This is a genomic window from Streptomyces sp. NPDC016309 (genome assembly GCF_043077235.1).
GTDB lineage: Bacteria > Actinomycetota > Actinomycetes > Streptomycetales > Streptomycetaceae > Streptomyces.
This window is the reverse complement of record NZ_JBIBSG010000005.1, coordinates 67,629-93,141: the sequence shown is the minus strand read 5'-3', so window position 1 is coordinate 93,141 and position 25,513 is coordinate 67,629. Positions and strand designations below refer to the sequence as shown.

21 protein-coding genes and 1 tRNA gene are annotated in these 25,513 nt (G+C 74.2%); 8 read left to right on the top strand and 14 right to left on the bottom strand.

Translation table 11 applies throughout. The features are described 5' to 3' along the window. Positions 1 to 9: 9 nt before the first annotated feature. Positions 10 to 2,391, bottom strand: a complete 2,382-nt coding sequence (locus ACF068_RS13895) for an immune inhibitor A domain-containing protein (RefSeq protein ID WP_392274863.1) — start codon at positions 2,389 to 2,391, stop codon at positions 10 to 12. A gap of 260 nt (positions 2,392 to 2,651) precedes the next feature. On the opposite strand from ACF068_RS13895, the gene ACF068_RS13890 reads away from it, so the two are divergent. After that, positions 2,652 to 2,897, top strand: coding sequence for a hypothetical protein (locus tag ACF068_RS13890; RefSeq protein WP_392274450.1), 246 nt, complete (start codon positions 2,652 to 2,654; stop codon positions 2,895 to 2,897). On the opposite strand, the gene ACF068_RS13885 is transcribed toward ACF068_RS13890, so the two are convergent. Then, positions 2,883 to 3,638: an RDD family protein gene (locus ACF068_RS13885; RefSeq protein WP_392274449.1), complete on the bottom strand. Its 756-nt coding sequence runs from the start codon at positions 3,636 to 3,638 to the stop codon at positions 2,883 to 2,885. The two genes, ACF068_RS13890 and ACF068_RS13885, sit on opposite strands and share 15 nt — an antisense overlap. 55 nt (positions 3,639 to 3,693) lie before the next feature. After that, positions 3,694 to 5,124 (bottom strand): RDD family protein, encoded by a 1,431-nt coding sequence (locus ACF068_RS13880; RefSeq protein ID WP_392274448.1) that lies wholly within the window; start codon positions 5,122 to 5,124, stop codon positions 3,694 to 3,696. Between the two features lie 242 nt (positions 5,125 to 5,366). Here ACF068_RS13880 and ACF068_RS13875 point away from each other — a divergent pair, with 242 nt between their 5' ends. Then, entirely contained in the window at positions 5,367 to 5,777 is a 411-nt protein-coding gene (locus tag ACF068_RS13875) for an SsgA family sporulation/cell division regulator (protein ID WP_392274447.1), read from the top strand. Between the two features lie 8 nt (positions 5,778 to 5,785). On the opposite strand, the gene ACF068_RS13870 is transcribed toward ACF068_RS13875, so the two are convergent. Continuing rightward, positions 5,786 to 6,169: a VOC family protein gene (locus ACF068_RS13870; protein ID WP_392274446.1), complete on the bottom strand. Its 384-nt coding sequence runs from the start codon at positions 6,167 to 6,169 to the stop codon at positions 5,786 to 5,788. Between the two features lie 98 nt (positions 6,170 to 6,267). After that, complete coding sequence (locus ACF068_RS13865) at positions 6,268 to 7,635, bottom strand: FAD-binding oxidoreductase (protein ID WP_392274445.1); 1,368 nt, start codon at positions 7,633 to 7,635, stop codon at positions 6,268 to 6,270. A gap of 109 nt (positions 7,636 to 7,744) precedes the next feature. Between ACF068_RS13865 and ACF068_RS13860 the strand changes: the two genes are divergently transcribed. Further along, positions 7,745 to 9,238, top strand: coding sequence for a tetratricopeptide repeat protein (locus ACF068_RS13860; RefSeq protein WP_392274444.1), 1,494 nt, complete (start codon positions 7,745 to 7,747; stop codon positions 9,236 to 9,238). Between the two features lie 225 nt (positions 9,239 to 9,463). On the opposite strand, the gene hppD is transcribed toward ACF068_RS13860, so the two are convergent. Continuing rightward, positions 9,464 to 10,609 carry a 4-hydroxyphenylpyruvate dioxygenase gene (gene hppD / locus ACF068_RS13855; RefSeq protein WP_392274443.1) on the bottom strand — a complete coding sequence of 382 codons (1,146 nt, stop codon included), beginning with the start codon at positions 10,607 to 10,609 and terminating at the stop codon, positions 9,464 to 9,466. 121 nt (positions 10,610 to 10,730) lie between these two features. Here hppD and ACF068_RS13850 point away from each other — a divergent pair, with 121 nt between their 5' ends. The 4 genes from ACF068_RS13850 to ACF068_RS13835 all read left to right on the top strand — a co-directional run bounded on the left by ACF068_RS13850 (position 10,731) and on the right by ACF068_RS13835 (position 13,347). Then, entirely contained in the window at positions 10,731 to 11,201 is a 471-nt protein-coding gene (locus ACF068_RS13850; RefSeq protein WP_392274442.1) for an Lrp/AsnC family transcriptional regulator, read from the top strand. A gap of 72 nt (positions 11,202 to 11,273) precedes the next feature. Continuing rightward, a complete protein-coding gene (locus tag ACF068_RS13845; RefSeq protein ID WP_392274441.1) occupies positions 11,274 to 11,864 on the top strand; it encodes an ArsR/SmtB family transcription factor in 591 nt (196 codons plus the stop codon). 17 nt (positions 11,865 to 11,881) lie between these two features. Then, complete coding sequence (locus tag ACF068_RS13840) at positions 11,882 to 12,055, top strand: hypothetical protein (protein ID WP_392274440.1); 174 nt, start codon at positions 11,882 to 11,884, stop codon at positions 12,053 to 12,055. Continuing rightward, positions 12,052 to 13,347 carry an MFS transporter gene (locus ACF068_RS13835; protein ID WP_392274439.1) on the top strand — a complete coding sequence of 432 codons (1,296 nt, stop codon included), beginning with the start codon at positions 12,052 to 12,054 and terminating at the stop codon, positions 13,345 to 13,347. The genes ACF068_RS13840 and ACF068_RS13835 overlap by 4 nt, the downstream gene beginning before the upstream one ends. Here ACF068_RS13835 and ACF068_RS13830 read toward each other — a convergent pair. The 4 genes from ACF068_RS13830 to ACF068_RS13815 all read right to left on the bottom strand — a co-directional run bounded on the left by ACF068_RS13830 (position 13,286) and on the right by ACF068_RS13815 (position 18,432). Beyond that, the gene (locus ACF068_RS13830) at positions 13,286 to 14,074 is read right to left on the bottom strand and encodes a PDZ domain-containing protein (RefSeq protein ID WP_392274438.1); all 789 of its coding nucleotides are present in this window, start codon (positions 14,072 to 14,074) and stop codon (positions 13,286 to 13,288) included. The two genes, ACF068_RS13835 and ACF068_RS13830, sit on opposite strands and share 62 nt — an antisense overlap. 62 nt (positions 14,075 to 14,136) lie before the next feature. Continuing rightward, positions 14,137 to 14,778 (bottom strand): IclR family transcriptional regulator, encoded by a 642-nt coding sequence (locus tag ACF068_RS13825; protein WP_392274437.1) that lies wholly within the window; start codon positions 14,776 to 14,778, stop codon positions 14,137 to 14,139. A gap of 279 nt (positions 14,779 to 15,057) precedes the next feature. Then, positions 15,058 to 16,842, bottom strand: coding sequence for a DEAD/DEAH box helicase (locus ACF068_RS13820; RefSeq protein WP_392274436.1), 1,785 nt, complete (start codon positions 16,840 to 16,842; stop codon positions 15,058 to 15,060). A 111-nt stretch (positions 16,843 to 16,953) separates the two neighbouring features. Beyond that, entirely contained in the window at positions 16,954 to 18,432 is a 1,479-nt protein-coding gene (locus tag ACF068_RS13815; protein ID WP_392274435.1) for an MFS transporter, read from the bottom strand. Positions 18,433 to 18,600: 168 nt separating this feature from the next. Between ACF068_RS13815 and ACF068_RS13810 the strand changes: the two genes are divergently transcribed. Then, a tRNA-Cys gene (locus ACF068_RS13810) sits at positions 18,601 to 18,675 on the top strand. Positions 18,676 to 18,878: 203 nt separating this feature from the next. Here the strand turns inward: ACF068_RS13810 and ACF068_RS13805 are convergent. The 4 genes from ACF068_RS13805 to ACF068_RS13790 all read right to left on the bottom strand — a co-directional run bounded on the left by ACF068_RS13805 (position 18,879) and on the right by ACF068_RS13790 (position 25,509). Continuing rightward, the gene (locus ACF068_RS13805; protein ID WP_392274434.1) at positions 18,879 to 21,191 is read right to left on the bottom strand and encodes a xanthine dehydrogenase family protein molybdopterin-binding subunit; all 2,313 of its coding nucleotides are present in this window, start codon (positions 21,189 to 21,191) and stop codon (positions 18,879 to 18,881) included. Continuing rightward, positions 21,188 to 22,579, bottom strand: a complete 1,392-nt coding sequence (locus ACF068_RS13800) for a 2Fe-2S iron-sulfur cluster-binding protein (protein ID WP_392274433.1) — start codon at positions 22,577 to 22,579, stop codon at positions 21,188 to 21,190. Before ACF068_RS13800 ends, ACF068_RS13805 begins: the two co-directional genes overlap by 4 nt. Beyond that, positions 22,576 to 23,451 carry an FAD binding domain-containing protein gene (locus ACF068_RS13795; protein ID WP_392274432.1) on the bottom strand — a complete coding sequence of 292 codons (876 nt, stop codon included), beginning with the start codon at positions 23,449 to 23,451 and terminating at the stop codon, positions 22,576 to 22,578. Before ACF068_RS13795 ends, ACF068_RS13800 begins: the two co-directional genes overlap by 4 nt. Before the next feature lie 297 nt (positions 23,452 to 23,748). Then, positions 23,749 to 25,509: a beta-N-acetylhexosaminidase gene (locus ACF068_RS13790; protein ID WP_392274431.1), complete on the bottom strand. Its 1,761-nt coding sequence runs from the start codon at positions 25,507 to 25,509 to the stop codon at positions 23,749 to 23,751. Positions 25,510 to 25,513 lie beyond the last annotated feature (4 nt).

Genomic DNA, 25,513 nt, shown 5'->3' with positions numbered 1-25,513 from the left:
CCGGCCTGGTCACCCGCCCGACGGGCCCACCTCCACGGTCACCGACGAGCCGCCCGGCGACTGGCCCGCGAGGGCGATCCGGGTGCCGGTGTCCGTGGTCCGCACCCCGCCGAACCGGTTCTCGGCGTACCAGTACACCCCCTTGTGGTCATCGAAGACGGAGTTGCCCGCATGCGGGGGGATCCGCTGCGGTACGCCCTTCCTGTGCAGGGTGAAACCGGGCACCGGGTACCGGCTGAACGCCGCGTCGTACGGGGCGATCTTGTTGGACATGAGGGTGCCGTCGTCCCAGGTCATCGGCTGCGGGTGGGCGTCCACCGGCAGCAGCAGCCCCTCGCCGGGGTGGTCGGTGACGTTGTTGTCCCGCTGCGAGGTGTCCCACTGCCAGATCATCACCCCCGGCCGGTAGGCGTAGTGCTCCACCCAGTCGCCCCGCGGCTCGGGGAAGCCGAAGTGGTACGGGCCGGTCGCCAGCGTCCGGTCGTACGACACGTACTGCCGGTTCTCCACGACGTAGTACTGCGGGTAGTCGCCCGTGACCGACTCCCCCACCCGCGCGAACCCCCGCGCCGTCCAGCCCGCGGCGCCCTCCCCCTCCGCGTCGTCCGCGAACAGCGTCACGCCGTCCGCCCGCACGGTGACGTTGTCCGCCGCGAAGCCCTTGCCCGCCACCCCGCCGTCCGTCTTGTAGCGGAACCGGACGACGATCCGCTTGCCGGCGTACGCGTCCAGCGGGTACACCAGCCGGCGGTACCTCTCCGAGACGCCCGTCAGGGCCGGCTTGTCACCGCCGTCCCGGGTGATGGCCTCCCCGTCGGCCGTGCCGTCCACCGCCTTCCAGCTCTCCCCGCCGTCCGTGGAGACCTGGGTGTACAGGTGGTCGTAGTCCTTCTCGATGTCCCACCAGCCGTCGAGTTCCAGCGCGGCGGAGGAACGGCCCGTCAGGTCGACGGTCCGGGCCAGCGTGTGCGACAGGTTGTCGCCGTGGTCGCTCCACCACTGCCCCGCGCCCCCGGCCGGCCGCACCACCGGGGTGGTGACCCGCTTCGTCGGCAGCTCCACGACCAGCCCCTGCGGCAGGTCGGTGTTGTACGCCGACACGCCCAGCGTGTGCTCCGACGCGACCGCGGCCCGGGCCCGCTCGTAGTTCAGCCAGCCGAGCTGGAGCTTGTCCCAGGCGGTCATGTCCCCCGGCAGGTCGCCGATCGCCTCCTTGCCCGTGCCCAGCCACGAACCGGACGACATCAGCGACCAGAAGCCGACCGAGTTCTCCACGCCCGCCACGTTGTTGGTGTCGTACAGGTCCGGCAGGCCGAGGTCGTGCGCGTACTCGTGGGCGAAGACGCCCAGCCCGCCGTTCTCCGGCTGCATCGTGTAGTCGCCCACCCAGACACCGGTGTTCCCGATCGCCACGCCCCCCGCGCGGAACCCCGCCGGACCGGTGTCGCCGTCGTCCCGGCCGTAGGCGTACCCCCGGTGCGCCCACAGCGCGTCCGGCCCCTGGGCGCCGCCGCCCGCCGAGCCGTCCTCGCCCGCGTGCACGATCTGGAAGTGGTCGATGTAGCCGTCCGGCTCGTTGAAGTCGCCGTCGTTGTCGTGGTCCGTACGGTCCCACTCGTCGAACCGCGCCACCTGGGCCCTGATCTGCTCGTCCGTCCTGCCCCCGGCCCGCTGCCCGGCGACCCACGCGGCCACCCCGTCGTGGACCAGGTCCTCGGCGTTGGGGCAGTTGTTGCCGCCGCAGTAGTTCGAGCCGTACCGCGCCTCGTTGTACGCGACCCTCACCCAGTCCGAGACCTCGCCCTCCACCGAGTACCGGCCCGAGGAGGTCTTCTCGTAGTACGTCTTCAGCGACTCCACCCCCTCCCCCTCGCCGAAGTACAGCCGCCGGTAGTGCTCGCGGTCGTAGTCGGCGCGCCAGGCCGTGGAGTTGTCCCGCGTCCGGTCGGGCTCGGGGATCCGGTTGTGCAGCGGCCCCGGCGTGCCCCCGTACTTGATGACGGGCGGCTTCGGGCCGCCCGGCCCGTCCGGGTCGTACGTGGTGGTGTCGTCGATCTCGTCCCCGAACTCGACCAGGATGGTGAAGATCTTGTCCGTACGCTCCCGGCCCAGCTCGACGTACTTGCGGTCGGCGAGCTTGACCACCCGCGAACCGCCCCGGCGCTCCACCTCCGCCCGCCCGCTCAGCACCTGCTCCAGCGCCACCTGCCGCTGCTGCCGCTGGCGGGCGCTGAAGGGGCCGTCGATGACGTGCCCGTCGTGCTTCCCCTCGGCGGACCCGCGCGAGACGTCGTCGTCGACGGGGGCGGTGGTGGCCGGGACCGCCGCGGCCGCCGCGGCGGGCGGAGCCGCCCGGGCGTCCGGCGCGGTGGTGACGAAGGGCGCGGCCAGCGCGACGACGATGATCGACGCGGCTCCGATGTACCTCACTTACTGCGGTCCTCCCCTGCCGATCGCGACAACGGGCGCCGAATTCGGGCCATTTGGCATAGGCCGTGATTCTGTGCGCCCCCCATACACCGGTACCGTGGGTTAGGTCACGCTTACTACCGGTTCCTCTCGGGCATCCACCGTCGTAGAGTCAAAGAACAGTGCGACCGAGTTGCGTGACCCCCATCCGGTGCTCCACTGCTTCGAGGACGGAACCCGCCATGCCGCGTCCGACCGCCGCACAGCTCGCCTACGGTTCGGCCACCGTCGTCTTCGCGACCGTCGCCATGCTGCTCGTGTCCCGCACCACCACCGGACTGGGTGTCGCGCTGATCGGCGTCGCCGCCCTGGCGCTCGGCCTGCTGGTCGCGATGACCCTGCCGGCGTCCGCCGGCCGCCGCGCGGCCCCCGACGCCGCGCGACCGCCGGTCCCGGCCCGGCGCAGGGAGCACTCACTGCGTCGTTGACACGACGACGGTCTTGGCCGCCTTGTCGTGCAGGCCCTGTTTGTACGGCTTGTCGACGAGGATCAGGATCAGGAGCAACAACGGCCACAGACAGGCGCAGCAGATCAGCGCGGGCAGCCACAGCACCACCGCCCGGATCAGCGCGGCGTTCGTGTTCGGCACGCTGCCGTCGTTGAGCATCGCCACGCGCATGCCCATCAGCCGTTTGCCGATGGTCTGGCCGTGCCGCTTGCTCGTCATGAGGGTGTCGTAGGAGACGTACGCCACGATGGTGATGAGCTGGAACACCCACTGCGTGGTGTCGTTGGCCTGCCACACGTCCGCGACGTCCGCGTCGTCCCCCACCTTGGCGTAGAGGTCGAACGGGATGCCGAGGAGGGCGAGCGGTACGACGATGATCGCCCAGTCGATGAGCCGGGCCAGGACGCGCCTGCCCGAGTCGGCGAGCGGCGGCATCCCCGCCAGCGGATCCGCCCCGCCGTAGCCGTACGGACCGCCGCCGCCATAGGGGCCGCCGCCTCCGCCGTAAGGGCCACCCCCGCCGCCGTCGTACGGCCCGCCCGGACCGCCCTCGTACGGCCCGCCGCCGCCGTACGGTCCCTGCCCGCCGTACGGACCACCACCGCCCGGCGGAGGGGGCGGCGCGGGCGGCGGCTCGGCGCCCTCCTCGTGCGGCGGCCTCTTGCGGAACGGGTCGTCCTCGGGGGGCTGCTGACCGGGCGGCGGTGGTTCGTTGCTCATGGGGGCAGTGCACCCCGGCCGGCGGGGCCCCGCAAACGATCACCGGCCGTTCGGGCTACCGCCCGGCGACGAAGGTGTGGGCGGCCTTGTCGTGCCAGCACTGGCGCCAGGGGCGGTCGAACAGCGCCCACAGGACGTTGACCACCCCGACCACCAGGATCCCCAGCACCGAGTAGACCAGCCAGCGGCGCAGCGCAGCGCCGAACGCCGGGGGCTCGTGCGACTCGATGTCCCGCACGTCGAGGCCCATCAGCTTCTTGCCGAGCGTACGGCCCCACTTGGCGGTGGGCACCGCCTCGTACAGCGCGCCCAGCACCAGCAGGGCGGCCAGCGTGATGCCGAAGTACGTCGCGGTGGTGCCGTCCAGGAGCCAGACGGTGACCGTCTCACCGGACCGGCGGGCCTGCTCGATCTTGCCGTCGATGTGGTCGAGCGCCTTGGAGACGAACGGTACGGCGACGGCGCCGACGGCCGCCCCCAGCACCAGGGTGTCGATCAGCCGGGCCGCGAACCGCTTGCCCAGACCGGCCGGGCGGGCGGCCGCCTGGGCCTGCGCGGCCGCCAGGAACGGGTCGTCGACCGGGGGCTTCCAGGGCAGGACGGGCTGCTGCGACCGGGCCTCCGGCACGCCGGGCGCAGGTGCCTGGGCCTCGGCGCGGCCGGGCTGGGCGAGCTGGTGCACCTGCTGCGCCCAGGACGCGGCGCCGCCGCCGGGTCCGTGGGTGACCGGCGCGGCGGGCGCCGCGGGGGTGGCGGGCGTCGTCGGGGCCGGGGCCGGTGCCTGGGCCTGGGCAGGGGCAGGAGCGGGGGCGGCCGGCTGTGCGGGGGCCGGTCCCTGGGCGGGGGCGGCCGGCTGGGCGGGGAGCCGGGAGCCGCTCGGGGCGTCCGGCGTGAACGCCCGGATGGTCATCGTGCCGTCGGCGGGCTGCCCGGGCGCGGGCTGCGGGGCCTGCGGCTGGGGCTGGGGCTGCGGCTGGGGCTGCGGGGGCTTGACCGCCCGGATGGTGACGGTGCCCTCCGGGGCGGCCGCCTTCGCCGGCTCCGGTTCCACGTTCCGCACGCCGGGCAGGGCGCCGCCCGTCGGGTCGGGGGCCGGGCGGCGCGGGTCCTGGCCGGCCTCGGCGCCCCAGGAGACCCGGTGGTCACGGTCGCCCCCGAACCCGGTCTGGCGCGAGGCGTCCGCCTGCCACACGGACGCGGGCTCCGGCTCGGGCGGGGCGACCGGCTCCTCGTCGAAGAAGACCGGGCCGGTCTCCTCCACCGAGGACACCGAGGACACCGAGGACACCGAGGGCGTCGGTGCCGGCGCCGGGGACGGCCGGTCCGGCGGCGTGGGCAGCGCCTCGCCGTCCTGCGGGGCGGGGCGGCTCGTCCCCGGCACCCAGGCGCCACCGTTCCAGAACCGGATATATCCCGGGATGGACGGATCGGGGTAGTAGCCAGGCGTGGGGCTGCCGTCGCCGGTTGCCGGGGTTGGGGCGCTCATCACCGTGGTCCCGTATCTCCTCGAGGCCTCAATTCAAGGCACCACATCTACCAGACCGCCGAGCGGACCCGGACCGGTCCGTCCACAACGGCCACGATCAGGTCACACCTGTGTTACGGGAAACGAGGACGACCCCACCCCGGGAAGTCCCCCGCCGAAGTCGCGTAATGACGGACGGCGAAGCGCCTCTCATCCGGTACGGCCCCCTCCAGGGCCCGTACCGGAGAGAAGGGAACCGTCCCATGCGGCACACCGTCGTCGAACGCGAACTGGAGCTCACCCTCGTGCTGTCGCCCGAGCGCGGCGTCCCCGTCCCCGCCCGGCTGGCCTACCGCACGGACGACCCGTACGCCGTGCACATCACCTTCCACGTCGGCACCGACCACCCGGTGCACTGGACCTTCGCCCGCGAGCTGCTGGTCGAGGGCGTCTTCCGCCCGTGCGGCCACGGCGACGTGCGGATCCGGCCCACCACCCTGGACGGCCGGGCCGTCGTGCTGATCGCGCTGTCGTCGCCGGACGGGGACGCGCTGCTGGAGGCCCCCTCCCCGCAGGTGTCCGCCTGGCTGGAGCTGGCGCTGACGGTGGTGCCGCCCGGCTCGGAGTCGGAGCAGCTCGGCCTGGACGACGGACTGGCCGAGCTGCTCGCCTGACGGCCCGGTCAGCCGGTCACGTACGTGTGCGTGATGAATTCGATCGAGTGGCCGTCGGGGTCGTCGATGTACACACCGCGGCCCCCGTGGTGGTGGTTGATCCGCTGGGGTTCGCGGTGGTACGGGTCGGCCCAGTACGGCAGTTCGCGCTCCTGGATCCTCCCGAAGATCTGGTCGAACTCGTCCTCCGGGACGAGGAACGCGAGGTGCTGCGGGACGATCCGGGGCGCGTCGTCGTCGAGGTAGTCGAGGGTGACGCCGCCCTCCAGCGGGACGCTCGCGAACGGGCCGAAGGGCTTGGGCTCGGGCGCGTCGATCAGCTCCGTGAGGAAACGGGCGGCGGCGAACCGGTCGCGGCTGCGGACGATGGTGTAGTCAAGGCGTGCGGGCACGGCTCCTCCTTCATCGGTCCCTCCACGCTATGCGGGCGGCCGGGCCCGGACCATCGGACATCGGCCCTAGGTCCTGTCCGCGAAGTCTCGCCGGAGTCTCAGAAGACCTTGCCGGGGTTGAGGATGCCGAGCGGATCGAAGGTCGCCTTGATGCCCCTCTGCAACTCCAGTCCCACCGGGCCCAGTTCGCGGGCCAGCCACTCCTTCTTCAGTACGCCGACGCCGTGTTCGCCCGTGATGGTGCCGCCGAGCTCCAGGCCGAGGACCATGATCGCGTCGAACGACTCGCGGGCCCGGCGCGACTCGTCGGGGTCGTGGTGGTCGAAGCAGACGACGGGATGGGTGTTGCCGTCACCCGCGTGCGCGCAGACGCCGATCGTCAGGCCGTACGCGGAGGCGATGGCGGCCGTGCCGTCGAGCATCTCGGCGAGCCGGGAGCGCGGCACGCACACGTCGTCGATCATCGTCGCCGTGCTGACCGCCTCCAGCGCAGTCAGCGCCATCCGGCGGGCCTTCAGCAGCATCTCCGACTCGGCCGCGTCCTCGGCCGGGACGACCCCGGTGGCCCCGGCGGCGCTGCACAGCTCCCCCACGGCGGCGAGGTCGGCGGCCGGGTCGGGGGTGTCGAACGCGGCGAGCAGCAGCGCCTCGGTGGTCTCGGGCAGGCCCATCCGGCCGAGCCGGTTGACCGCCCGTACGGTGGTGCGGTCCATCAGCTCCAGCAACGACGGCGCGTGGCCCCGCTCCATGACCGCGCACACGGCGTCGCAGGCGGCCGCCGCCGACGGGAACTCGGCGGCCAGCACGAGCTGTCGCGGCGGCCGCGGGCGCAGCGCCAGGACGGCCCGTACGACGACGCCGAGGGTGCCCTCGGAGCCGACGAAGAGCCGGGTGAGGTCGTACCCGGCCACGCCCTTGGCCGTGCGGCGGCCGGTGGACAGCAGACGGCCGTCGGCGAGGACGACGTCCAGGCCGAGCACGTACTCCGCCGTCACCCCGTACTTGACGCAGCACAGGCCCCCGGACGCGGTGCCGATGTTCCCGCCGATGGTGCAGGTCTCCCAGCTCGACGGGTCCGGCGGGTAGTACAGCCCGTGCTCACCAACCGCGCGGGACAGCACGGCGTTGACCACGCCGGGCTCCACGACCGCGACGCGGTCGACCGGGTTGATCTCCAGGATCCGGTCCATCCTGGTCAGCGACAGCACGATGCAGCCGTCGGAGGCGTTCGCCGCGCCCGACAGGCCCGTGCGGGCGCCCTGCGGGACAACCGGCACCCGCAGCTCGGTCGCGGTGCGCATGACGTGCCGCACCTCGTCGACGGTGCCCGGCAGGGCGACCACCGCCGGGGTGCCGGCGTCGCAGAAGCTCGCCATGTCACGGGCGTAGGAGGTGGTGACGTCCGGGTCGGTGAGGACGGCCTCCGCCGGGAGGCCGGCCCGCAGGCGGGTCAGCAGCTCGTCCATGATCCCAGCCTGGCACCCGGGGCCATCGGTGTGAACCCGTCGGGGGTTCGGCGCGGGGTGCGCCGGGTGGCTCGCCGTACCGGCGGGGCGTTTGCCGCACAGTGACGGCATGACAACGGAACGGGTCCCGCGGATCGTCCTGGGTGTGGGCGCGGCCATGGTGCTGGCCGGCATGGTCGCCGTGCTCGTGCCGGTGGGCCTCGGCGGGGGTGCTCCGGCACCCGCGCCCGGCGCCGTCGCGCGGGCCGTGTCGGCGGCGCACGCCGGGGCACAGGCGTCGCTTCCCGAGCTGGCCGCGCTGATCGGCGATCGTGAGCGGTGGCTGCGCGCCCACCCGCGGGACGACGCCTCGTGGGCGGAGCTGGGCGCCGCGTACGTGGAGCGCGGGACGCGCAGCGGCGACACCGCCGCGTACGTACGGGCCGAGAGGGCGCTGGAGCGGTCCCTGGAGCTGCTGCCCGCGGCCCGGGGCAACACCGACGCGCAGCTCGGCATGGGCGCGCTCGCCAACGCCCGGGGCGACTTCCGGGCGGCGCGGAAGTGGGGCGAGGCGGTGCGCGACCGCGCCCCGAGGCGGTGGCAGGTGTACGCGGTTCTGATCGACGCGTACGGCGGGCTCGGCGACCAGGTGTCCGCGGGGCGGGCCATGGAGCGGCTGCGGGCGCTGCGGGCCGGGGCGCCGGCGCTGTCCCGGGCCTCGCTGGTGTACCGGGACAGGGGGTGGCGCGAGGACGCCGCCGCGCTGGCGCACGACGCGGTGGCGCTGGCCGCCACCCCGGCGGAGAAGGCCGCGTGCCTGGCGCGGCTGGGCGACCTGGCGTGGGAGCGGGGCGAGCCCGCCGAGGCCCTCACGTCCTACGGGCCGGCGCTGCGGCTGGTGCCCGGCCACGCCCCGTCGCTGGCCGGCCGGGCCCGGGCGCTGGCGGCGCTCGGGCGGACCGGCGAGGCGCTGCGGGACTACTCGGCCGCCCTGGAGGCGCTGCCGCTGCCGCAGTACGCCCTGGAGGCGGGCGAGTTGTACGAGTCGCTGGGGCTCGAAGGGGACGCCCGCACGCAGTACGAGGTGCTCCGGGCGCGGGCCACCGAGGCGGGCACCCACGGGGTCGACGGGACGCTGGTGCTGGCCCGGTACGAGGCCGACCACGGGGACCCGGACGCCGCCGTGGCGCGGCTGCGCGCCGCGTGGGCGAGGGGGCACCGGTCCGTGCACGTCGCCGACGCGCTCGGCTGGGCGCTGTACCGGGCGGGTGACGCCGAGGAGGCGCTGCCGTACGCCCGGCGGGCCACGGACCAGGGCCTGCGGAGCGCGCTGTTCGCGTACCACCGGGGGCGGATCGAACAGGAGCTGGGGAAGTGGGGGCCGGCGCGCCGACACATCGAGGAGGCGCTGCGGATCAACCCGTCCTTCTCGCCCCTGCTGGCGCCGAAGGCCCGCCGGGCGCTGGCCTCGCTGGGCGAACCGCCGGAGGGCGGCCCGCGGAACGTCCCCGGCGGCGCCGGCTCCCCGGCGCCCGACCGGTCGCCCGCCCGTGACCGCGCCCGCCCGTCGCCGTCGCCATCGCCGTCGCTGTCACCGTCGCCGTCGTCGTCGCGGGGCCGCTGAGGCGGGTTCGGGGCGACGAACGTGGACGCCCGCCGCGGTCGTCGGATCGACCCCGCACGGCTCCGCCCGGCCGTCCCGCGGCCGCGGGACGCGGGACGAGAAGGCCGCGGCCGGCCGCCCGGCCCCCCGTACCGGGCGGCCGGTGTTCCGGTGCGCGCGTGCGGCCCGGACGCGGACGCCCGGGCCGGGGGGTGCCGCCGGGCGCGGACCGCCCGGGCGGGGGTGTCAGAGGTTGCCGCGCTTGGCCTGCTCGCGCTCGATCGCCTCGAACAGCGCCTTGAAGTTGCCCTTGCCGAAGCCCATCGACCCGTGCCGCTCGATCATCTCGAAGAACACCGTCGGACGGTCCTGGACCGGCTTGGTGAAGATCTGCAGCAGGTAGCCGTCCTCGTCGCGGTCGACCAGGATCTTCAGCTCGCGCAGGGTCTCCACCGGCACGCGGGTCTCGCCGGCCCACTCGCCGAGGGTGTCGTAGTACGAGTCGGGGGTGTCGAGGAACTGGACGCCCGCGGCCCGCATCGTGCGGACGGTGTGCACGATGTCGTTCGTGGCGAGCGCGATGTGCTGGACGCCCGCGCCGCCGTAGAACTCGAGGTACTCGTCGATCTGCGACTTCTTCTTCGCGATCGCCGGCTCGTTGATCGGGAACTTCACCTTGAGCGTGCCGTCGGCGACGACCTTCGACATCAGCGCCGAGTACTCGGTCGCGATGTCGTCGCCCACGAACTCCTTCATGTTCGTGAAGCCCATGACCTTGTTGTAGAAGGCCACCCAGTCGTTCATCTTCCCGAGCTCGACGTTGCCCACGCAGTGGTCGATGGCCTGGAAGGTGCGCTTGGCCGGCGGCTCGACGACCGGGGACGCGGTGACGAAGCCGGGCAGGTAGGGGCCGTCGTAGCCGGAGCGGTCCACGAGGGTGTGGCGGGTCTTGCCGTACGTGGCGATCGCGGCGAGGACGACCGTGCCGTGCTCGTCCTTGATCTCGTACGGCTCGGTGAGGCCGGTGGCGCCCTGCTCGACGGCGTACGCGTACGCCTTGCGGGCGTCCGGCACCTCGATGGCGAGGTCGATGACGCCGTCGCCGTGCTCGGCGACGTGGTCGGCGAGGAAGCGGCCCCAGTCGGTGGACGCCTTGATGACGGAGGTGAACACGAAGCGCGCGGCGCCGTTCGTCAGGACGTAACTGGCGGTCTCGCGGCTGCCGTTCTCCGGTCCGGAGTAGGCGACCAGCTTCATGCCGAAGGCCGTGGAGTAGAAGTGGGCGGCCTGCTTGGCGTTGCCGACGGCGAAGACGACCGCGTCCATTCCCTTCACCGGGAAGGGGTCGGCCTGCCGGGCGGTGTCGGGCGTGTGCTGGATGGTCTCAGTCATGGCGGCAGGCTCTCTCCGTTTGGCAAGGTGCGCAATAGTTGTGATGGACGCTGGTCATTTTGACCAGCGGGTGGGCAGGATGAGCGGACGTTCTGTACAGGGTGACCATTCGGGAGCGGCTGTGGCGATCGATCATCTGGACGGCAGGCTCATCGCCCTGCTGGCGAAGGAGCCGCGGATAGGCGTGCTGGAGGCTTCGCGCAGGCTGGGCGTGGCACGCGGCACGGTGCAGGCCCGGCTGGACCGGCTCCAGTCGAACGGAGTCATCCGGGGCTTCGGCCCGGAGGTGGACCCGGCGGCGCTGGGGTACCCGGTGACCGCCTTCGCGACCCTGGAGATCAAACAGGGGCAAGGGGCCGATGTGCGGGAGCACCTGGCCGGGGTCCCCGAGGTGCTGGAGCTGCACACCACGACCGGCCACGGGGACATGCTGTGCCGGCTGGTGGCCCGGTCGAACGCGGATCTCCAGCGGGTGATCGACCGGGTCGTCGGTTTCGACGGCATCGTGCGGGCCTCGACGGCGATCGTCATGGAGAACCCCGTGCCCCTGCGGATCATCCCACTGGTGGAGCAGGCCGCGTCGGAGGAGTGAGCCGCATGCGTGCCAAGAAGTCTGTGCAAAGAAGTCCTTGCACAGACTTCTTTGCAACTCTAGGCTGAGGGCATGCCCGAGCCCGAGAAGAACGACCAAGGGGCCCGCCCGGTCCGGCAGTTGGACCCACGCTCGCTGCGCGGACTGGCCCACCCCCTGCGGATCCGGTTGCTGGCCGCCCTCCGCCACCACGGCCCCGCCACCGCCTCCCAACTGGCCGACCGGCTGGGCGAGTCGAGCGGCGCCACCAGCTACCACCTCCGCCAGCTCGCCTCCTACGGCTTCACCGAGGACGCGCCCGAGCGCGGCAAGGGGCGCGAGCGCTGGTGGCAGGCCGTGCACCAGGGCACGGCCTGGGACTCCTCGCTGTTCGACGACGAGGACCCGCAGACGCGCGGGGCGGTCAACGTCCTGCTGCACGAGATCGCCACCCTCCACGGCCAGGAACTGTCGACGTGGATCGGCACCATGCGCGACTGGCCCGCCGAGTGGGTCAGGAACGCCGACCTCAGCGACTTCACCCTGCGCCTCGGCCCCCGGCAGCTCCACGACCTCGGCGAGGAACTGCACGCGGTGATCGACCGCTACCGCGCGGCGGCACCCGACGCCGACGCCACCCAGGTCCGCGTCCACCTGCACGCCTTCCCCCAGCAGAACGACTGAAGGGACCGACCACCGCCATGCACCCCGACATACACCTGCGGATGCACGAGCTGCGCGCCGCCGCCCTGCGGGACGCCGCTCCCCCGCGCCCGGCCCGCCGGCGCCCGCTGCGGGCCCAACTGGGCTGGATGCTGGTCGAACTGGGCCTCCGCCTGGTCACCCCGCCGGCCCGCACCGCCCGTATGGCATGAGCGGCCGGAGCCGGCGTCCGCTGGCCACCGTGCTGGCCGCCAACGCCATATCCATCAGCGGCAACGCACTGACCCTCATCGGCGTCCCGTGGTTCGCGCTCCAGACCACCGGGAGCCCCGGCAAGGCGGGGCTCGTCGCCTTCTGCGCCACCCTGCCCGTCGTCGTCTCGGCCCTCGTCGGCGGACCGGTCATCGACCGGATCGGCCGCCGGCGTGTCAGCATCGCCTCGGACCTCGTCTGCGGCCTCGCGCTCGCCGCCATCCCGCTCCTGCACCGCGCCGGGCGGCTCGACTTCTGGGTGCTGTGCGCCCTGATGGCCGTCACCGGCCTGTTCCACGCGCCCGGCGAGACGGCGCGGCACGTCCTGGTCCCCGACCTCGCCGGGCGGGCCGGGACCACGCTCGCCCGGGCGGCCAGTCTCTTCGACGCGGTGTCGCGCGGCGCCCGGATGACCGGCGCCGCCCTCGCGGGCGTGCTGATCGCCCTGGTCGGGGCGGAGACGGTGCTGCTGCTGGACGCCGCGACCTTCGGGCTCTCCGCGCTGCTGGTCTCCGCCGGCCTGCGCGGGGTGGCCGCCGCGGAGCCGCGCCGGGACGCCGAGCCCGTCTCGCCGGCGCGGTACCGGGCGGAGCTGCGCGAGGGGTACGCCTTCGTGATCGGCTCCCGGCTGCTGCTGGGCATCACCCTGATGGTGATGGTCACCAACGGCCTGAGCCAGAGCTGGAGCGCGGTGCTCCTGCCGGTGCACGCCCAGCGGAACCTGGGCGGGGCGGCCGCGATCGGCCTGCTCATGGCGGTGTGGGGTGGGTGCGCGCTGCTGGGCGCCCTGCTCTACGCGATGGTGGGGCACCGCTGCCGGCGCCGGACGGTGTTCACGCTGGCGTTCCTGGTCAGCGGGGCGCCGCCGTTCCTCATGGCGGCGGCGACGGACGGCGTGTGGCCGCTGGTGGTGACCGCGGCCGCCGGCGGGCTGGGCTCCGGGACGCTCAACCCGATCCTGACGACGGTGATGTACGAGCGGGTCCCGGACGCGCTGCGCAGCCGGGTGGCCGGGGTGACGACCGCCGGGGCGCTGATGGCCATGCCGCTGGGCGCGGTCGGGGCGGGCTACCTGGTGGAGCGGGCGGGGCTGGTACCGACGCTGCTGACGGTCGGCGGGCTGTACTTCCTGACCACGCTGACCCCGGCGCTCTTCCCGAGCTGGCGGGAGATGGACGCCCCGGGGCCGGTCAGCAGCTCGGGACCTTCCCGCCCCGCTCCAGGGCGCGCAGCGACGACACCGCGTCCTTGAGCGTGGTGACGGGGACGAGCCGCAGCCCCTCGGGCTTCTCGGCCTGGGCGTCCGCGCACTCGTCCTTCGGTACGAGGAAGACGGTCGCCCCGTCGCGGTGCGCGGCCTGCGTCTTGAGGGACACCCCGCCGACGGCGCCGACCGTGCCGTCGGCGGCGACCGTGCCCGTACCGGCGATCGTGCGGCCGCCGGTGAGGTCGCCGCCCGAGCCGTCGCCCTCGATCTTGTCGACGATCCCCAGCGCGAAGAACAGCCCGGCGCTGGGGCCGCCGACGTCGGCGAGCTCCAGGTCGACCTTCACCTGCTCGGGGCTCTTGCCGAGGTAGCCGAGGGCGGCCCGGACGGCGCTGTTCTGGGACTCGCGCATCTGGCCGATGTTGCGCTTCTCGATCTCGGCGTCGGACTTGCCCGGCGGGTAGACCGAGTCGCGCGGCAGGACGGCCCGGTCGCCGCGGAACCAGCTTTCCACGACGTCCCCGAGGTCGACGTCGGCACGCGGCCCGGTGGCCACGATGGTCGTCATGCGCAGCTCGCCCGTGGTCGGGCGGACGGGCACGCCGGAGACGGTGATGACCTGCCGGCCCTTGTGCTCCCCCAGGACGTCGCTGGTCGACCCCGGCTGCGCCAGGGTGAAGGGCAGCGGCGCGGCCCCTGCGACCACGAGCAGGGCGACGACGGGCAGGGCGCACAGGGCGAGGGCGCGGGGGCGCGTGAGACTGGAGAGCACGGTGCCAATCTATCGGCCGCCCCGCGGCCGCCGGCCGGCGGCGGGCATGCGGCGGACCCGCGTCAGCGGAGGGCGTCGGCGACCTCGCGGGCGGCGTCGACCACCCGGGGGCCCACCCGCTCCGGCACGGCGTCCGCCAGCATGACCACCCCGACGCTGCCCTCGATGCCGGTCACCCCGACCAGCGGGGCCGCCGCGCCGCTGGCGCCCGCCTCCAGTTCGCCGTGCGTGAGCGTGTAGCCCGGCTCGTTCAGGGCGCCCTGCCGGGCGGCGAGTATCGCGCGGCCGGCCGCGCCCCGGTCCAGCGGGTGGCGGAACCCGGCCCGGTAGGCCACGTGGTAGTCCGTCCAGGTCGGCTCGACGACCGCGACGGCGAGCGCCTCCGCCCCGTCGACCAGCGTCAGATGGGCGGTGGCGCCGATGTCCTCGGCCAGCGATCGCAGCGCGGGCAGCGCGGCCTCGCGCACCAGCGGGTGCACCTGACGGCCCAGCCGGAGCACCCCGAGGCCCACCCGGGCGCGGCCGCCCAGGTCACGGCGTACCAGGGCGTGCTGTTCGAGCGTGGCGAGCAGGCGGTAGACGACGGTGCGGTTGACGCCGAGCTTGGTGGACAGCTCGGTGACGGTCAGCCCGTGGTCGGTGTCGGCGAGCAGCTTGAGGACGCGCAGTCCCCGGTCGAGCGTCTGGGAGGTTTCCGCGGTCACGACGCCCTCTCCTTCGGAGTGAGTGACGGCGGACACTCTCAAAGGCGGACGCGGCACCGGTCCCATCGGCGACGCACGGAGAGGCCGCCGGCAGGCCATGGCACACCGGCTGCGCTCCGCGGCGGCGCTGCCACGGGGCGTTTGCATTGCGATTGCCGGGGACAGTAGCGAGGGACTCCGCTCAGCGGAAGCCCTCGTCCAGAATCCGGGCGAAAGCGTTTTCGGTACGCAGTCTTCGCCCCGGTATGTGCCGATGGGCCGACGCCCGCCGCCCCGGGCTCAGCGCATGCGGGTGGCCCACTCCTGGACCTTCTTGATGCGCTCCCGGATCTGCCCCGCCGTCGCCTCCGCGCTCGGCGGCCCGCCGCACACCCGGCGCAGCTCGGTGTGGATGACGCCGTGCGGCTTGCCGCTCTGGTGGACGTAGGCGCCGACCATCGTGTTGAGCTGCTTGCGCAGCTCCAGCAGCTCCTTGTGCGACACCACCGGACGCCGTTCGGCCGGCAGTTCCAGCAGGTCGGCCTCATCGGCCGGCTTCTGCCGGCTGTGCGCGATCTGCCGTGCCTGCCGCTTGCGCAGCAGGAGCTGCACCTGGTCGGGCTCCAGCAGGCCGGGGATGCCGAGGTAGTCCTGCTCCTCCTCGCTGCCGGGGTGGGCCTGCATGCCGAACTCGGCGCCGTCGTAGAGGACCCGGTCGAAGACGGCGTCGGACTCCAGCGCCTCGAAGGGCAGCGTGTCCTGCTCGCCGGTGTCCTCGTCCTGCTCCTTGTTCGCCTCGTCCATCTCCTTCTCGGACTCGGCGTAGGGGTCCTCCTCGCCCTCCTTCCTGGGCTTGTCGAGGGCGTGGTCGCGCTCGACCTCCATCTCGTTGGCGAAGGTCAGGAGGTTGGGGATGGTGGGGAGGAACACCGACGCGGTCTCGCCGCGCCTGCGGGACCGTACGAAACGGCCCACGGCCTGCGCGAAGAACAGCGGCGTGGAGATGGTCGTCGCGTAGACGCCGACGGCCAGGCGCGGGACGTCGACGCCTTCCGACACCATGCGGACGGCGACCATCCAGCGGTCGTGGCTCTCACTGAACTCGTCGATCCGCTTGGACGCCCCCGCGTCGTCGGACAGCACGACGGTCGCCTTGGTGCCGGTGATCTCGCGGATCAGTTTGGCGTACGCGCGCGCCGAGTCCTGGTCGGAGGCGATGACCAGGCCGCCCGCGTCGGGGATGCCCTTCCTGACCTCGGTGAGCCGCTGGTCGGCGGCGCGCAGCACGTTGGGCATCCAGTCGCCGCGCGGGTCGAGCGCGGTGCGCCAGGCCTGCGAGATCGCGTCCTTGGTCATCGGCTCGCCGAGCTTGGCCGCGACCTCGTCACCGGCCTTGGTGCGCCAGCGCATGTTGCCGCTGTAGCTGAGGAAGATCACCGGGCGGACGACGCCGTCGCCGAGCGCGTTGCCGTATCCGTACGTGTAGTCGGCGGACGACCGCCGGATGCCGTCGTTGCCCTCCTCGTACGTGACGAACGGGATGGGGTTGGTGTCGGACCGGAAGGGCGTACCGGTGAGGGCGAGGCGCCGCGTGGCGGGCTCGAACGCCTCCAGGCACGCCTCGCCCCACGACTTGGAGTCACCGGCGTGGTGGATCTCGTCGAGGATGACCAGCGTCTTGCGCTGCTCGCTGCGGTTGCGGTGCAGCATGGGCCGGACGCCGACACCGGCGTAGGTGACCGCGACCCCGTGGTACTCCTTGCTCAGCGGCCCGGCGCTGTAGTCCGGGTCCAGCTTGATCCCTATCCGCGCGGCGGCCGCCGCCCACTGCTTCTTCAGGTGCTCGGTCGGCGCGACCACGGTGACCTGCTGCACGACGTGGTGGTGCAGCAGCCAGGACGCGAGCGTGAGCGCGAAGGTGGTCTTGCCGGCGCCGGGCGTCGCGACGGCCAGGAAGTCACGCGGCTGCTCCTGGACGTACTTCTCCATCGCGGCCTGCTGCCAGGCACGGAGCTTGTTCGCGGTACCCCAGGGGGCGCGGCCGGGGAAGGCGGGTGAGAGGTGATGGGAGGCGGTAGTGGTCACGGTCTCCGACTCGGTCTCTCGGCGGTACGTACGACAACCGGGCCACCCTACCGGTGGCCCGGCGCCGTCCCCGCCGGGACGGCGCCGTGACCTCGCCGAGTGCGACGCGGCTCACACCGCCGCGGGCCCGGCCGGCCCGGCGTCACCGCGCGGGGTGGCAGGCTTGCCGAGCCGCGTCGCCACCCACGCCCCCACCAGCGCCACCAGGGCCATCGGCAGGAACACCGCCGCGAAGGCCGCCGGGTGCGAGCCGCCGCCCGTCGTCGCGTGGCCGGCCGGGGAGCCGCCGCCCAGGGCCGCGAAGGCGGCGCCGCCCACGGTGAGCAGCACCGCGTTGGAGAGCCCGTCCGAGATCTGGAGGGCCGCCGAGTTGGCGCCCGCCTCCTCCGGCGCCGACAGCTTCAGCAGCAGCACGCTGGTCGAGGCGATGACCAGCCCCATGCCGAGGCAGCCGAACCCCCAGGCGACGCCCACGGTCCACACCGGTACGGAGGCGATCAGCACGCTCGGGGCGGTCGCGACGGCCGCCGCGACCAGCAGCATCCCCAGCACCATCAGCCGCTCGCGGTACGGCTCCGCCCGGGGCCGCGACTGGATGTACGAGCCCAGCGCCCAGGTCGCGCCGCCCACCGCCAGGGACAGCCCCGCCAGGGTGGGGCTCAGGCCCCGTTCGCTGACCAGCATCAGCGGCACGAACGATTCGGCGGAGATGAACGCCCCCGCCGCCAGCCCCCGCAGCAGCACCACCGACGGCAGGCCGCGCGCGGCCCGGTGGATGCCGCGCGGCAGCAGCCTGCGCGCGGACGGCACGAGCAGCGCGGCTCCGGCCGCCGCCGGCGCGAGCGACAGCCACCGGAGGTCCTGGCCCGCGTACTGGAGCAGTCCGGCGCCCAGGGAGATGCCGAGCGCCGACCGGACGCGCCGCCCGTCGAACGGCACCGCCGTCGCCTCCGCGCCCGCCGGTCCGGACGCCGTCCGCCGTATCGCCGGCAGGGCGAGCGCCAGCGGCAGGACGATCAGCACCGGGATGCCGGTGAACACCCACCGCCAGCCCAGCCGTTCGGTGACCGTGCCGGCGGCGAGCGGCCCGACGATCGAGGGGACGACCCACCCGGCGGCGAACGCCGCCATGATGGCCGGCCGCAGCCGTTCCTCGTACGCCCGGCTGACGACCACGTACAGCGCGACGATCACCATCCCGCCGCCCAGTCCCTGCACGGCCCGCCCGAGGATGAACAGCCACATGGCCGTGGCCGTCCCCGAGGTCAGCAGCCCGGCCGCGAAGGCGCCGATGCCGGTGGCGAGCGGCGCGAGCGGTCCCGCGCGGTCGCACCACTGCCCGGACAGCACCATGGCGAACAGGCTGGTGGTGAAGTACGCGGAGAAGGCGAACGCGTACAGCGGGACGCCGTGCAGTTCCCGTGCGGCGACCGGCATCGCCGTACCGACGGCGGTCGCCTCGAAGGCGATGAGCATCACCACCGAGACGATGCCGACGCTCAGCGCGCGGTGGTCCCGGCCGAGGACACCGCCGGGCCGGTGCCCCCCGGCGGTGGGGGTGCCTGTGCGGAGGCGTTCCGAAGCGGTCATCCCCTCACCGTAAGAGGCGTGGGACACGGTGGCGCCTGTCGGGGGCGGGGAACGTCCCGTCCGCCGGCCCTCCGTCCATGAACGGCGTGTGGCAGTCCTGTTGCGGCCGCCCCGCCGTCCTTCCCGACGGGGCGGCCGCCGCCCTACGGTCGTACCTGAGCACCTCACGACCGTGTGCCCGAGAGGCTGAGGGGCCGGACTGCAACTCCGGTGACGCGGGTTCGAATCCCGCCACGGTCTCCAGCGCCAGGGCCTGTCTTCCGGATCAGGCCGGATCAGGCCGGATCAGGGAGGAGCCACTGCGGAGCAGTGGCGACCGACGACAACGCGGCAGACGCGCGTGCCAAATCACGCGAGCCCGGCAAGATCCGGAAGACAGGCCCTGAGGGCGCGGTCCCCGTCCACCGGGGCCGCGCCCTTCGCGCGTGCGTGACCGGGCGCCCCGGTTACGGCGCGGCGACCGCCGCCTGGGGGCGGATGGGCAGGCGGTTGACGGGGCGGCCGGTGGCGGAGCGGACGGCGGAGGCCACGGCGGCGGGCGAGGTGACCACCGGCACCGCGCTGGCGGCCTTGGCGCCGAACGGGGCGACGACGTCCCGTTCCTCGACGAGCTTGACGATGCGGATGTCCGGGGCGTCCAGGGACGTCGGCAGGGCGTAGCCGGTGAGGTCGGGGTGGCGGACCAGGCCGCGGGCGGTGCGGAGGTTCTCGGTGAGGGCGGCGCCGACGCCCTGGGTGACGCCCGCCTCGATGCGGGTGGCGAGCTGGGCCGGGTTCAGCACCCGGCCCACGTCCTGGGCGACGGCCATCTCCACCACCCGGACCGAGCCGAGTTCGATGTCGACGTCCACCACCGCGCGCACGGCGCAGAAGGCGAGGCCGACGAAGGCGTCGCCCTGGCCGGCGTCGTCGAGGGGCTCGGTGGGATGGGGACGGCACTGGGCGGTGGCCCAGAGCTCCTTGCCCTCCAGCGCCTCCATGACGGTGGTCGACAGGACGCCGTCGTAGGAGGTGATCTTGCCGTCGGTGATCTGGAGCAGCTCGGTGGACATGCCGAACTTGTGGGCCAGCGGCTGGAGGAGCTGGGTGCGCACCATCTTGGCCGCCCGCTCCACCGCACCGCCCGACACCCAGGTGTGGCGGCCGTGGGTGGCGGGGCCGGCGGGGGGCTGGTCGGTGTCGACGGGGGCGACGTGGACCTCGTCGATACCGAGGGTGTCCTGCACGATCTGGCGGGCCAGGGTGGTGAAGCCCTGACCGGTCTCGACGGCCGCGCAGATGACGGTGGCGACGCCGTCGTGGACCTTGACCGTGGCGGTGGAGACCTCGTCGGTGCCCTCCGCCCCGAGCATGTGGACCATGCCCAGCGCGTAGCCGACGCCCCGGCGGACGGCTCCGGGCTCGCCGGCGCCCTCGGGGCCGCCGGGGAGGAGCCAGTCGTCCTCCGGGCCGTCCTTGGGAAGGGCGGGGAGCGGGAAGTCGCGGACGGCCTGGAGGAGTTCGGCCACCGGGGCCGGGCAGGTGACCGTCTGGCCGGTGGGGAGGATGTCGCCGGTGGCGAGCGCATTGCGCAGCCGCAGTTCGGCGGGGTCCAGGCCCAGGCGTCCGGCGAGCTTGTCCATCTGGGCCTCGTAGGCGGCGCACACCTGCATCGCGCCCTCGCCGCGCACATGGCCGGAGGGCGGGTTGTTGGTGCGTACGGCCCAGCCCTCGACGAAGGCGTGCGGAACGACGTAGGGGCCGCAGGCGAAGGCGACGGCGGCGGCCAGCGATTCGGAGGAGGACTCGGCGTAGGCGCCGGCGTCCAGCAGGATCTGCGCCTCGACCTTGACCAGGCGGCCCTCGGCGTCCGCGTGGTGGCGGTAGCGCAGCAGGGTGGGGTGGCGGTGCGGGTGGCCGAGGAAGGACTCCTCGCGGGTGGCGGCCAGTTTGACGGGGCAGCCGGTGCGGAGGGCGAGGAGGCCGAGCGGGATCTGGAAGCCGGGGTCCTCGCGGTCGCCGGTGGCGCCCGGGACACCGGTGACGACCACCTTGACCTGGTCCGGGCGGAGTCCGAAGCAGGCGGCGGCGAGGTCGCGGTCGGTGTGCGGGTCGGTGGAGGCGGTGTAGATGTCCACGCCGCCGTCCGGGCGGGGCACGGCCAGTCCGGCCTCGGCCCCGATCGGCGCGGGGTCCTGGCGGCCGATGCGGTAGAGGCCCTCCACGATGACCTCGCCCGTGGCGTCCGGGTCGCCGTAGCGCAGCGGGATGTGGCGGATCAGGTTGCCGTCGGGGTGGAGGGGCGGGGCGGCGAACGCCTTCTCGGGGTCGGTGACCGGGTCGAGGACCTCGTACTCGACGGCGATGGCGGCGGCGGCGAGGCGGGCGGTGTCCGGGTGGTCGGCGGCGACGGCGGCGATGGCCTCGCCGTGGTGGCGCACCAGGTCGGAGGCGAAGACGGGCCGGTCGGCGACGGTGCGGCCGTAGGTGGCGTCGCCGGGGACGTCGGCGTGGGTCACCACGACCCGGACGCCCGGCATCTCGGCGGCGGCCGTCGTGTCGATCGAGACCACGCGCGCGTGCGCGTGCGGGGAGCGGAGGACGGCCGCCCACAGCAGGCCCTCGGCCCACAGGTCGGAGGCGTAGGGGAAGGTGCCCTCGGTCTTGGCGCGGGCGTCGGCGGGCGGAAGGGACGCGCCCAGGCCGTGGGCCGGCGTCTCCTGCTGGGGCCCCTGGGGGGCGTCGACCGCCGGGATGGCGGTGGCCGCGTCGTTGCTCACGCCGTGCCTCCGTCGTGCGGGTGGGGGATCTGGTGCGGGATACGGGCCTGCGCGCCGCCCCCGGGTCCGTCGGCGCCCGGGGCGGGGCCGGGCGTCTCGGCCGCGGCGGCCGCGGCGGCGGTGCGTTCGTCGACGACCTGCCGTACGGCGTCGAGGACGCCCCGGTAGCCCGTGCAGCGGCAGAGGTTGCCGCAGAGCGCCTGGCGGGTCTCCAGCTCGGTCGGGGCGTGGTTGCCCTCGAGGAGGTCGTGCACGGTCATGGCCATGCCGGGGATGCAGAAGCCGCACTGGACGGCTCCGCAGCCGGCGAGGGCGCGCTGTACGTCGGAGGGCTCGCCGTCGGTGGCGAGTCCCTCGACCGTGCGGACCTCGCTGCCGGCCGCGGTGGCCGCCGGGACCAGGCAGGAGGCGACGAGCCGGCCGTCGACCTGGACGTTGCAGGCGCCGCACTCCCCCTGCGAGCAGCCGTCCTTGGCGCCCGCGAGGCCGAGCCGCTCGCGCAGCACGTAGAGCAGGGACTCGCCGATCCACGCCTCGGTGACGGGGCGGTCGCTGCCGTTGACGCGCAGCACGTACGAGACGTGCGGGTGCTCCTCGCTGCCCGTGACCTGGGTGGGGGCCGGTGCGGCGTCCCGCTGCGACTCGTGGCCGGCCGCCTCGTGGTGGGGCTCCCGGTGGACCTCGGTGCCGCTCTCCGGGTGGGCCTCCCGGGGGGCTCCGGCGTCGGCGTCCGGGTCGTGGGCCGGGGCGTGCGGGTCGGGCGCCCGGTCGTGGTGCGGGTCCGGGTGCGGCTCGTCGGCCGGGGCGTGGTGCGGGTCGTGGGCCGGGGCGTGGTGCGGGTCCGGGTGCGGCTCGTCGGCCGGGGCGTGGTGCGGGTCGTGGGCCGGGGCGTGGTGCGGGTCGTGGGCCGGAACGGGTTCGGGGTGCGCCGCGGGGTCCGCGGCGGCCGGGGCGCCGCCCTGGGCGGTCTCCGGGGCCCGCGGGGCCGGTTCCCCGGCGCCGTGCGGCTCCGGCGTCGCCCACGGGGCGGCGGCGCCGCCCGGGAGGGTGGCCGGCGGGTTGCCGCCGGTCCACTGCGAGGCGAGCGCCGAGGTGGTGAACTCGCCCGACTCGTCCGGGATGTCCCCCTGGGCGACCGGGATGGTCCACTGTCCGGTCAGCTCCGTGGGCGCGGGCGCCGGGTAGCTCCACTGGGACGTCGCGTTCGGGTCGTGCGGCGCCCAAGCCTCCGGCGGCACGTAGCCGTGGCCGGGGGCCTCCAGCGGGGCGCCGGACGCCATGTCCGGCGGGAGCTGCACGAAGGCGGTCGCGTCGCTGTCGTACTCGCCCTGGGGCGTCGGCTGCCAGCCGCCCCGCCCCTGCCGGTCGTCGTTCTCGTCGGTGGTCACGACAGCGCCCTCCCCAGTGCCCGTCGGGCCAGTGCGGCGACCGTGCGCCGCAGATGCAGTACGGCGGGCGGCAACTGCTCCTCGCCCGGCGGGTCCGGGATGCAGGCGGCCGCCACGTACTCGCCGAACGCCGTGAGGGCCTCCGGAGCGAGGCCCCGGTCGCCGTCCCAGTCGATCAGCGACGCGATCCAGCGCTCCGCCTCCAGCGGCCGCAGCGGCATCGGGGCGATCGCCCCGATCGCGCAGCGCACCCCGCGCCGCGCCGGGTCCAGGACGACCGCGACGGACGCGGTGGCGCGCCCGGGGCCGGTCCGGCCGGTGGCCTTCAGGAACACCTGGGGGGCGTGCAGGAGGGGTACGCGGACGAAACCGATCAGCTCGGCGGGGCCGAGCAGTTCCCGGCCCGCCAGCAGGTGCGTGACCGGGACCTCGCGCGTGCCGCCGGGGCCCGCGACGACCAGGTCCGCCTCCAGGGCGGCCAGGACGGGCAGCGAGTCGCCGGTGGGCGCGGCGGTGACGATGTTGCCGCCCAGGGTGCCCGCGTTGCGGATCTGGGGCGGGCCGGCCGCGCGGGCGGCGGCGGCGAGGGCGGGGATGAGGGCCGCGAAGTCCGGGCGGCCCATGCGCGCGTGGGTGAGGCCGGCGCCCAGCAGGGCGTGGCCGTCCTGGTACTGCCAGCCCCGGATCTCGTTGATGCGGCCGAGGCCGACGAGGCCGGCGGGCCGCAACTGGCCCTTGTTCACGGCGGCCATCAAGTCCGTACCGCCCGCCACGGGCACGGCGGCGGGCATGGCGCTGAGCGCCGCCACGGCCTCGCCGAGCGTGGCCGGCAGCGTCACGGACTGCGCCGCCTGCGGTGCGTGCGTGGTCAACCCAGCTGCCCCTTCCCGGTGTCCCGGCTGTCCCGGCTGTCCCGCCTGTGTTGCCGTACCGTACGTGCTCACAGCCCCGACGTGGCAACTCTGGCACATCTTCCGGGCCGCTCGACGCGAGGGTCCGCGACGCACGCATCCGCCCCGGACATCCCGTGACCTGCGAGATGGACCGGTTTGCCACGCCATTGGCGGCAGGCACGGATTGCCACTTCTCGGCGACCTTGTACGACTTTTGCCGGGCGGGCCTTACGGTCCCAGGTGCCGGACGCGGACGGGTGCGGCTTCCGGCCGCCCTCACACGTTCGGGGGCGCTCCCTCGATCGGGCGTCCGACCACCCCGGGGCGCTTCTGCCACGGCAGGGGGCCGCCGGGCGGGCGGTAGCCGACGCCGAGCGCGTCGAGGCGGCGGTAGTGGACGGTCATCCGGCGGGCGAAGTCCGCGAAGTCGCGTGCGGCGGGGTCGGCCGGGAGGCGGGTGGACCAGGCGACCTCGGCGAAGGCGGCGAGGCGCGGGAAGACCTGGTAGTCGACGCGGGCGCGGGAGTCCAGCACCTCGGACCAGACGTTGGCCTGGGTGCCGATGACGTGCGCGGCGGCTTCGGGGGACAGCCCGGGCGGTACGGGTTCGAAGCGGTAGACGTCCTCCAGGGTGCGTACGTAGCCGATGGGCACCGGCTCGTCGGGGCCCTCGTCCTGGCGGTGGTCCAGGTAGACGTGCTGTTCGGGGCACATCACGACGTCGTGGCCCGCCTCGGCGGCGGCGATCCCGCCGGCGTACCCGCGCCAGGACGACACGGCGGCGCCGGGCGCCAGGCCCAACGATGTCGTCTCGCCTCCGGCCGCTCGTACCCCCTCTCGACGTTCCTCGTCGCACGGTCGTTCGTTCCTCACTCCCTCCTCCTCGTCGCTTTCGACAGGGGCGCGCCCTTCGGCTCGACTCCCGCCCTCCAGGATCTCGTCCCACCCGATCAGGCGGCGGCCCCGGTCGGCCAGCCAGCGGTCGAAGTGGCGGACGAACCAGGCCTGGAGCCCGTCCTCGTCCGCCAGCCCGAGTTCGGCGATCCGGGCCTGTGCGGCCGGGGAGGCCCGCCACTGGTCCTTGGGGCACTCGTCCCCGCCGAGGTGGACGAAGGGCGACGGGAACAGCTCCAGGACCTCCTCCAGGACGTCCTCGTAGAAGCGGAGGGTGTGGTCGGTGGGGGCGAGGACGTTGCGGTTGACGCCCCAGGTGTCCCAGACGGGGAGGGCGGCGGGGCCGGTGACGTCGGTGTTGCCGAGCTCCGGGTAGGCGGCGATGGCGGCCTGCGAGTGGCCGGGGACGTCGATCTCGGGAACGACGCTCACGTGCCGGTCGGCGGCGTACACGACGATCTCCCGGATGTCGTCCTGGGTGTAGTGGCCGCCGTGCGGCGTGTCGTCCCAGAGCGCGGAGGCGCGGTGCCCCCGCTTCGTGCGCGCCCGCCAGGCGCCCACCTCGGTGAGGCGGGGGTACTTCCTGATCTCCAGGCGCCAGCCCTGGTCGTCGGTGAGGTGGAGGTGCAGCACGTTCAGCTTGTGGGCGGCGAGCAGGTCGACGTACCGGAGGACGTCGTCCTTGGGGAGGAAGTGGCGGGCCACGTCCAGCATGAGGCCGCGCCAGGGGAAGCGGGGCGCGTCCTCGACGACGACCGTGGGGACGGCCCATTCCCGGCCGGGCGGCCCGACAGGAGCCCGGCGGTGTGCGTCGGGGCCCAGGAGCTGGCGGTAGGTCTGGGCGCCCCGGAACACACCCGCGGCGCTGCCGCCGCTGATGCGCTGGGCGTACCCGTCGATGACGATGCGGTAGCCCTCGGGCGCCAGTTCGGGGTCGATGCTCAGCACGATGCGGTTGTCGGCGTCGTCGCCGTCCGGGAACGGCAGCCCGGTGGCGGCCCCGACAGTGGCCCGGAACCACCGTGCGACGCCTTCCGTGCCCGGCCGGGCGTCCAGCATCGTCTCGTCGTCGATGGGGTCGTACCCGGCGGGCGGCACCCACCGGAAGAGGGACGGGGCGGGGATCAGGTCCATGGGGTCCATCGGG

What these genes read in the sequence shown, in the direction of transcription:
- ACF068_RS13890 (WP_392274450.1), top strand. Translation starts at nt 2,652, where the DNA reads ATGCCGCGTCCGACCGCCGCACAGCTCGCCTACGGTTCGGCCACCGTC.
- ACF068_RS13885 (WP_392274449.1), bottom strand. Translation starts at nt 3,638, where the DNA reads ATGAGCAACGAACCACCGCCGCCCGGTCAGCAGCCCCCCGAGGACGAC.
- ACF068_RS13880 (WP_392274448.1), bottom strand. Translation starts at nt 5,124, where the DNA reads ATGAGCGCCCCAACCCCGGCAACCGGCGACGGCAGCCCCACGCCTGGC.
- ACF068_RS13875 (WP_392274447.1), top strand. Translation starts at nt 5,367, where the DNA reads ATGCGGCACACCGTCGTCGAACGCGAACTGGAGCTCACCCTCGTGCTG.
- ACF068_RS13865 (WP_392274445.1), bottom strand. Translation starts at nt 7,635, where the DNA reads ATGGACGAGCTGCTGACCCGCCTGCGGGCCGGCCTCCCGGCGGAGGCC.
- ACF068_RS13860 (WP_392274444.1), top strand. Translation starts at nt 7,745, where the DNA reads ATGACAACGGAACGGGTCCCGCGGATCGTCCTGGGTGTGGGCGCGGCC.
- hppD (WP_392274443.1), bottom strand. Translation starts at nt 10,609, where the DNA reads ATGACTGAGACCATCCAGCACACGCCCGACACCGCCCGGCAGGCCGAC.
- ACF068_RS13845 (WP_392274441.1), top strand. Translation starts at nt 11,274, where the DNA reads ATGCCCGAGCCCGAGAAGAACGACCAAGGGGCCCGCCCGGTCCGGCAG.
- ACF068_RS13840 (WP_392274440.1), top strand. Translation starts at nt 11,882, where the DNA reads ATGCACCCCGACATACACCTGCGGATGCACGAGCTGCGCGCCGCCGCC.
- ACF068_RS13835 (WP_392274439.1), top strand. Translation starts at nt 12,052, where the DNA reads ATGAGCGGCCGGAGCCGGCGTCCGCTGGCCACCGTGCTGGCCGCCAAC.
- ACF068_RS13815 (WP_392274435.1), bottom strand. Translation starts at nt 18,432, where the DNA reads ATGACCGCTTCGGAACGCCTCCGCACAGGCACCCCCACCGCCGGGGGG.
- ACF068_RS13790 (WP_392274431.1), bottom strand. Translation starts at nt 25,509, where the DNA reads ATGGACCCCATGGACCTGATCCCCGCCCCGTCCCTCTTCCGGTGGGTG.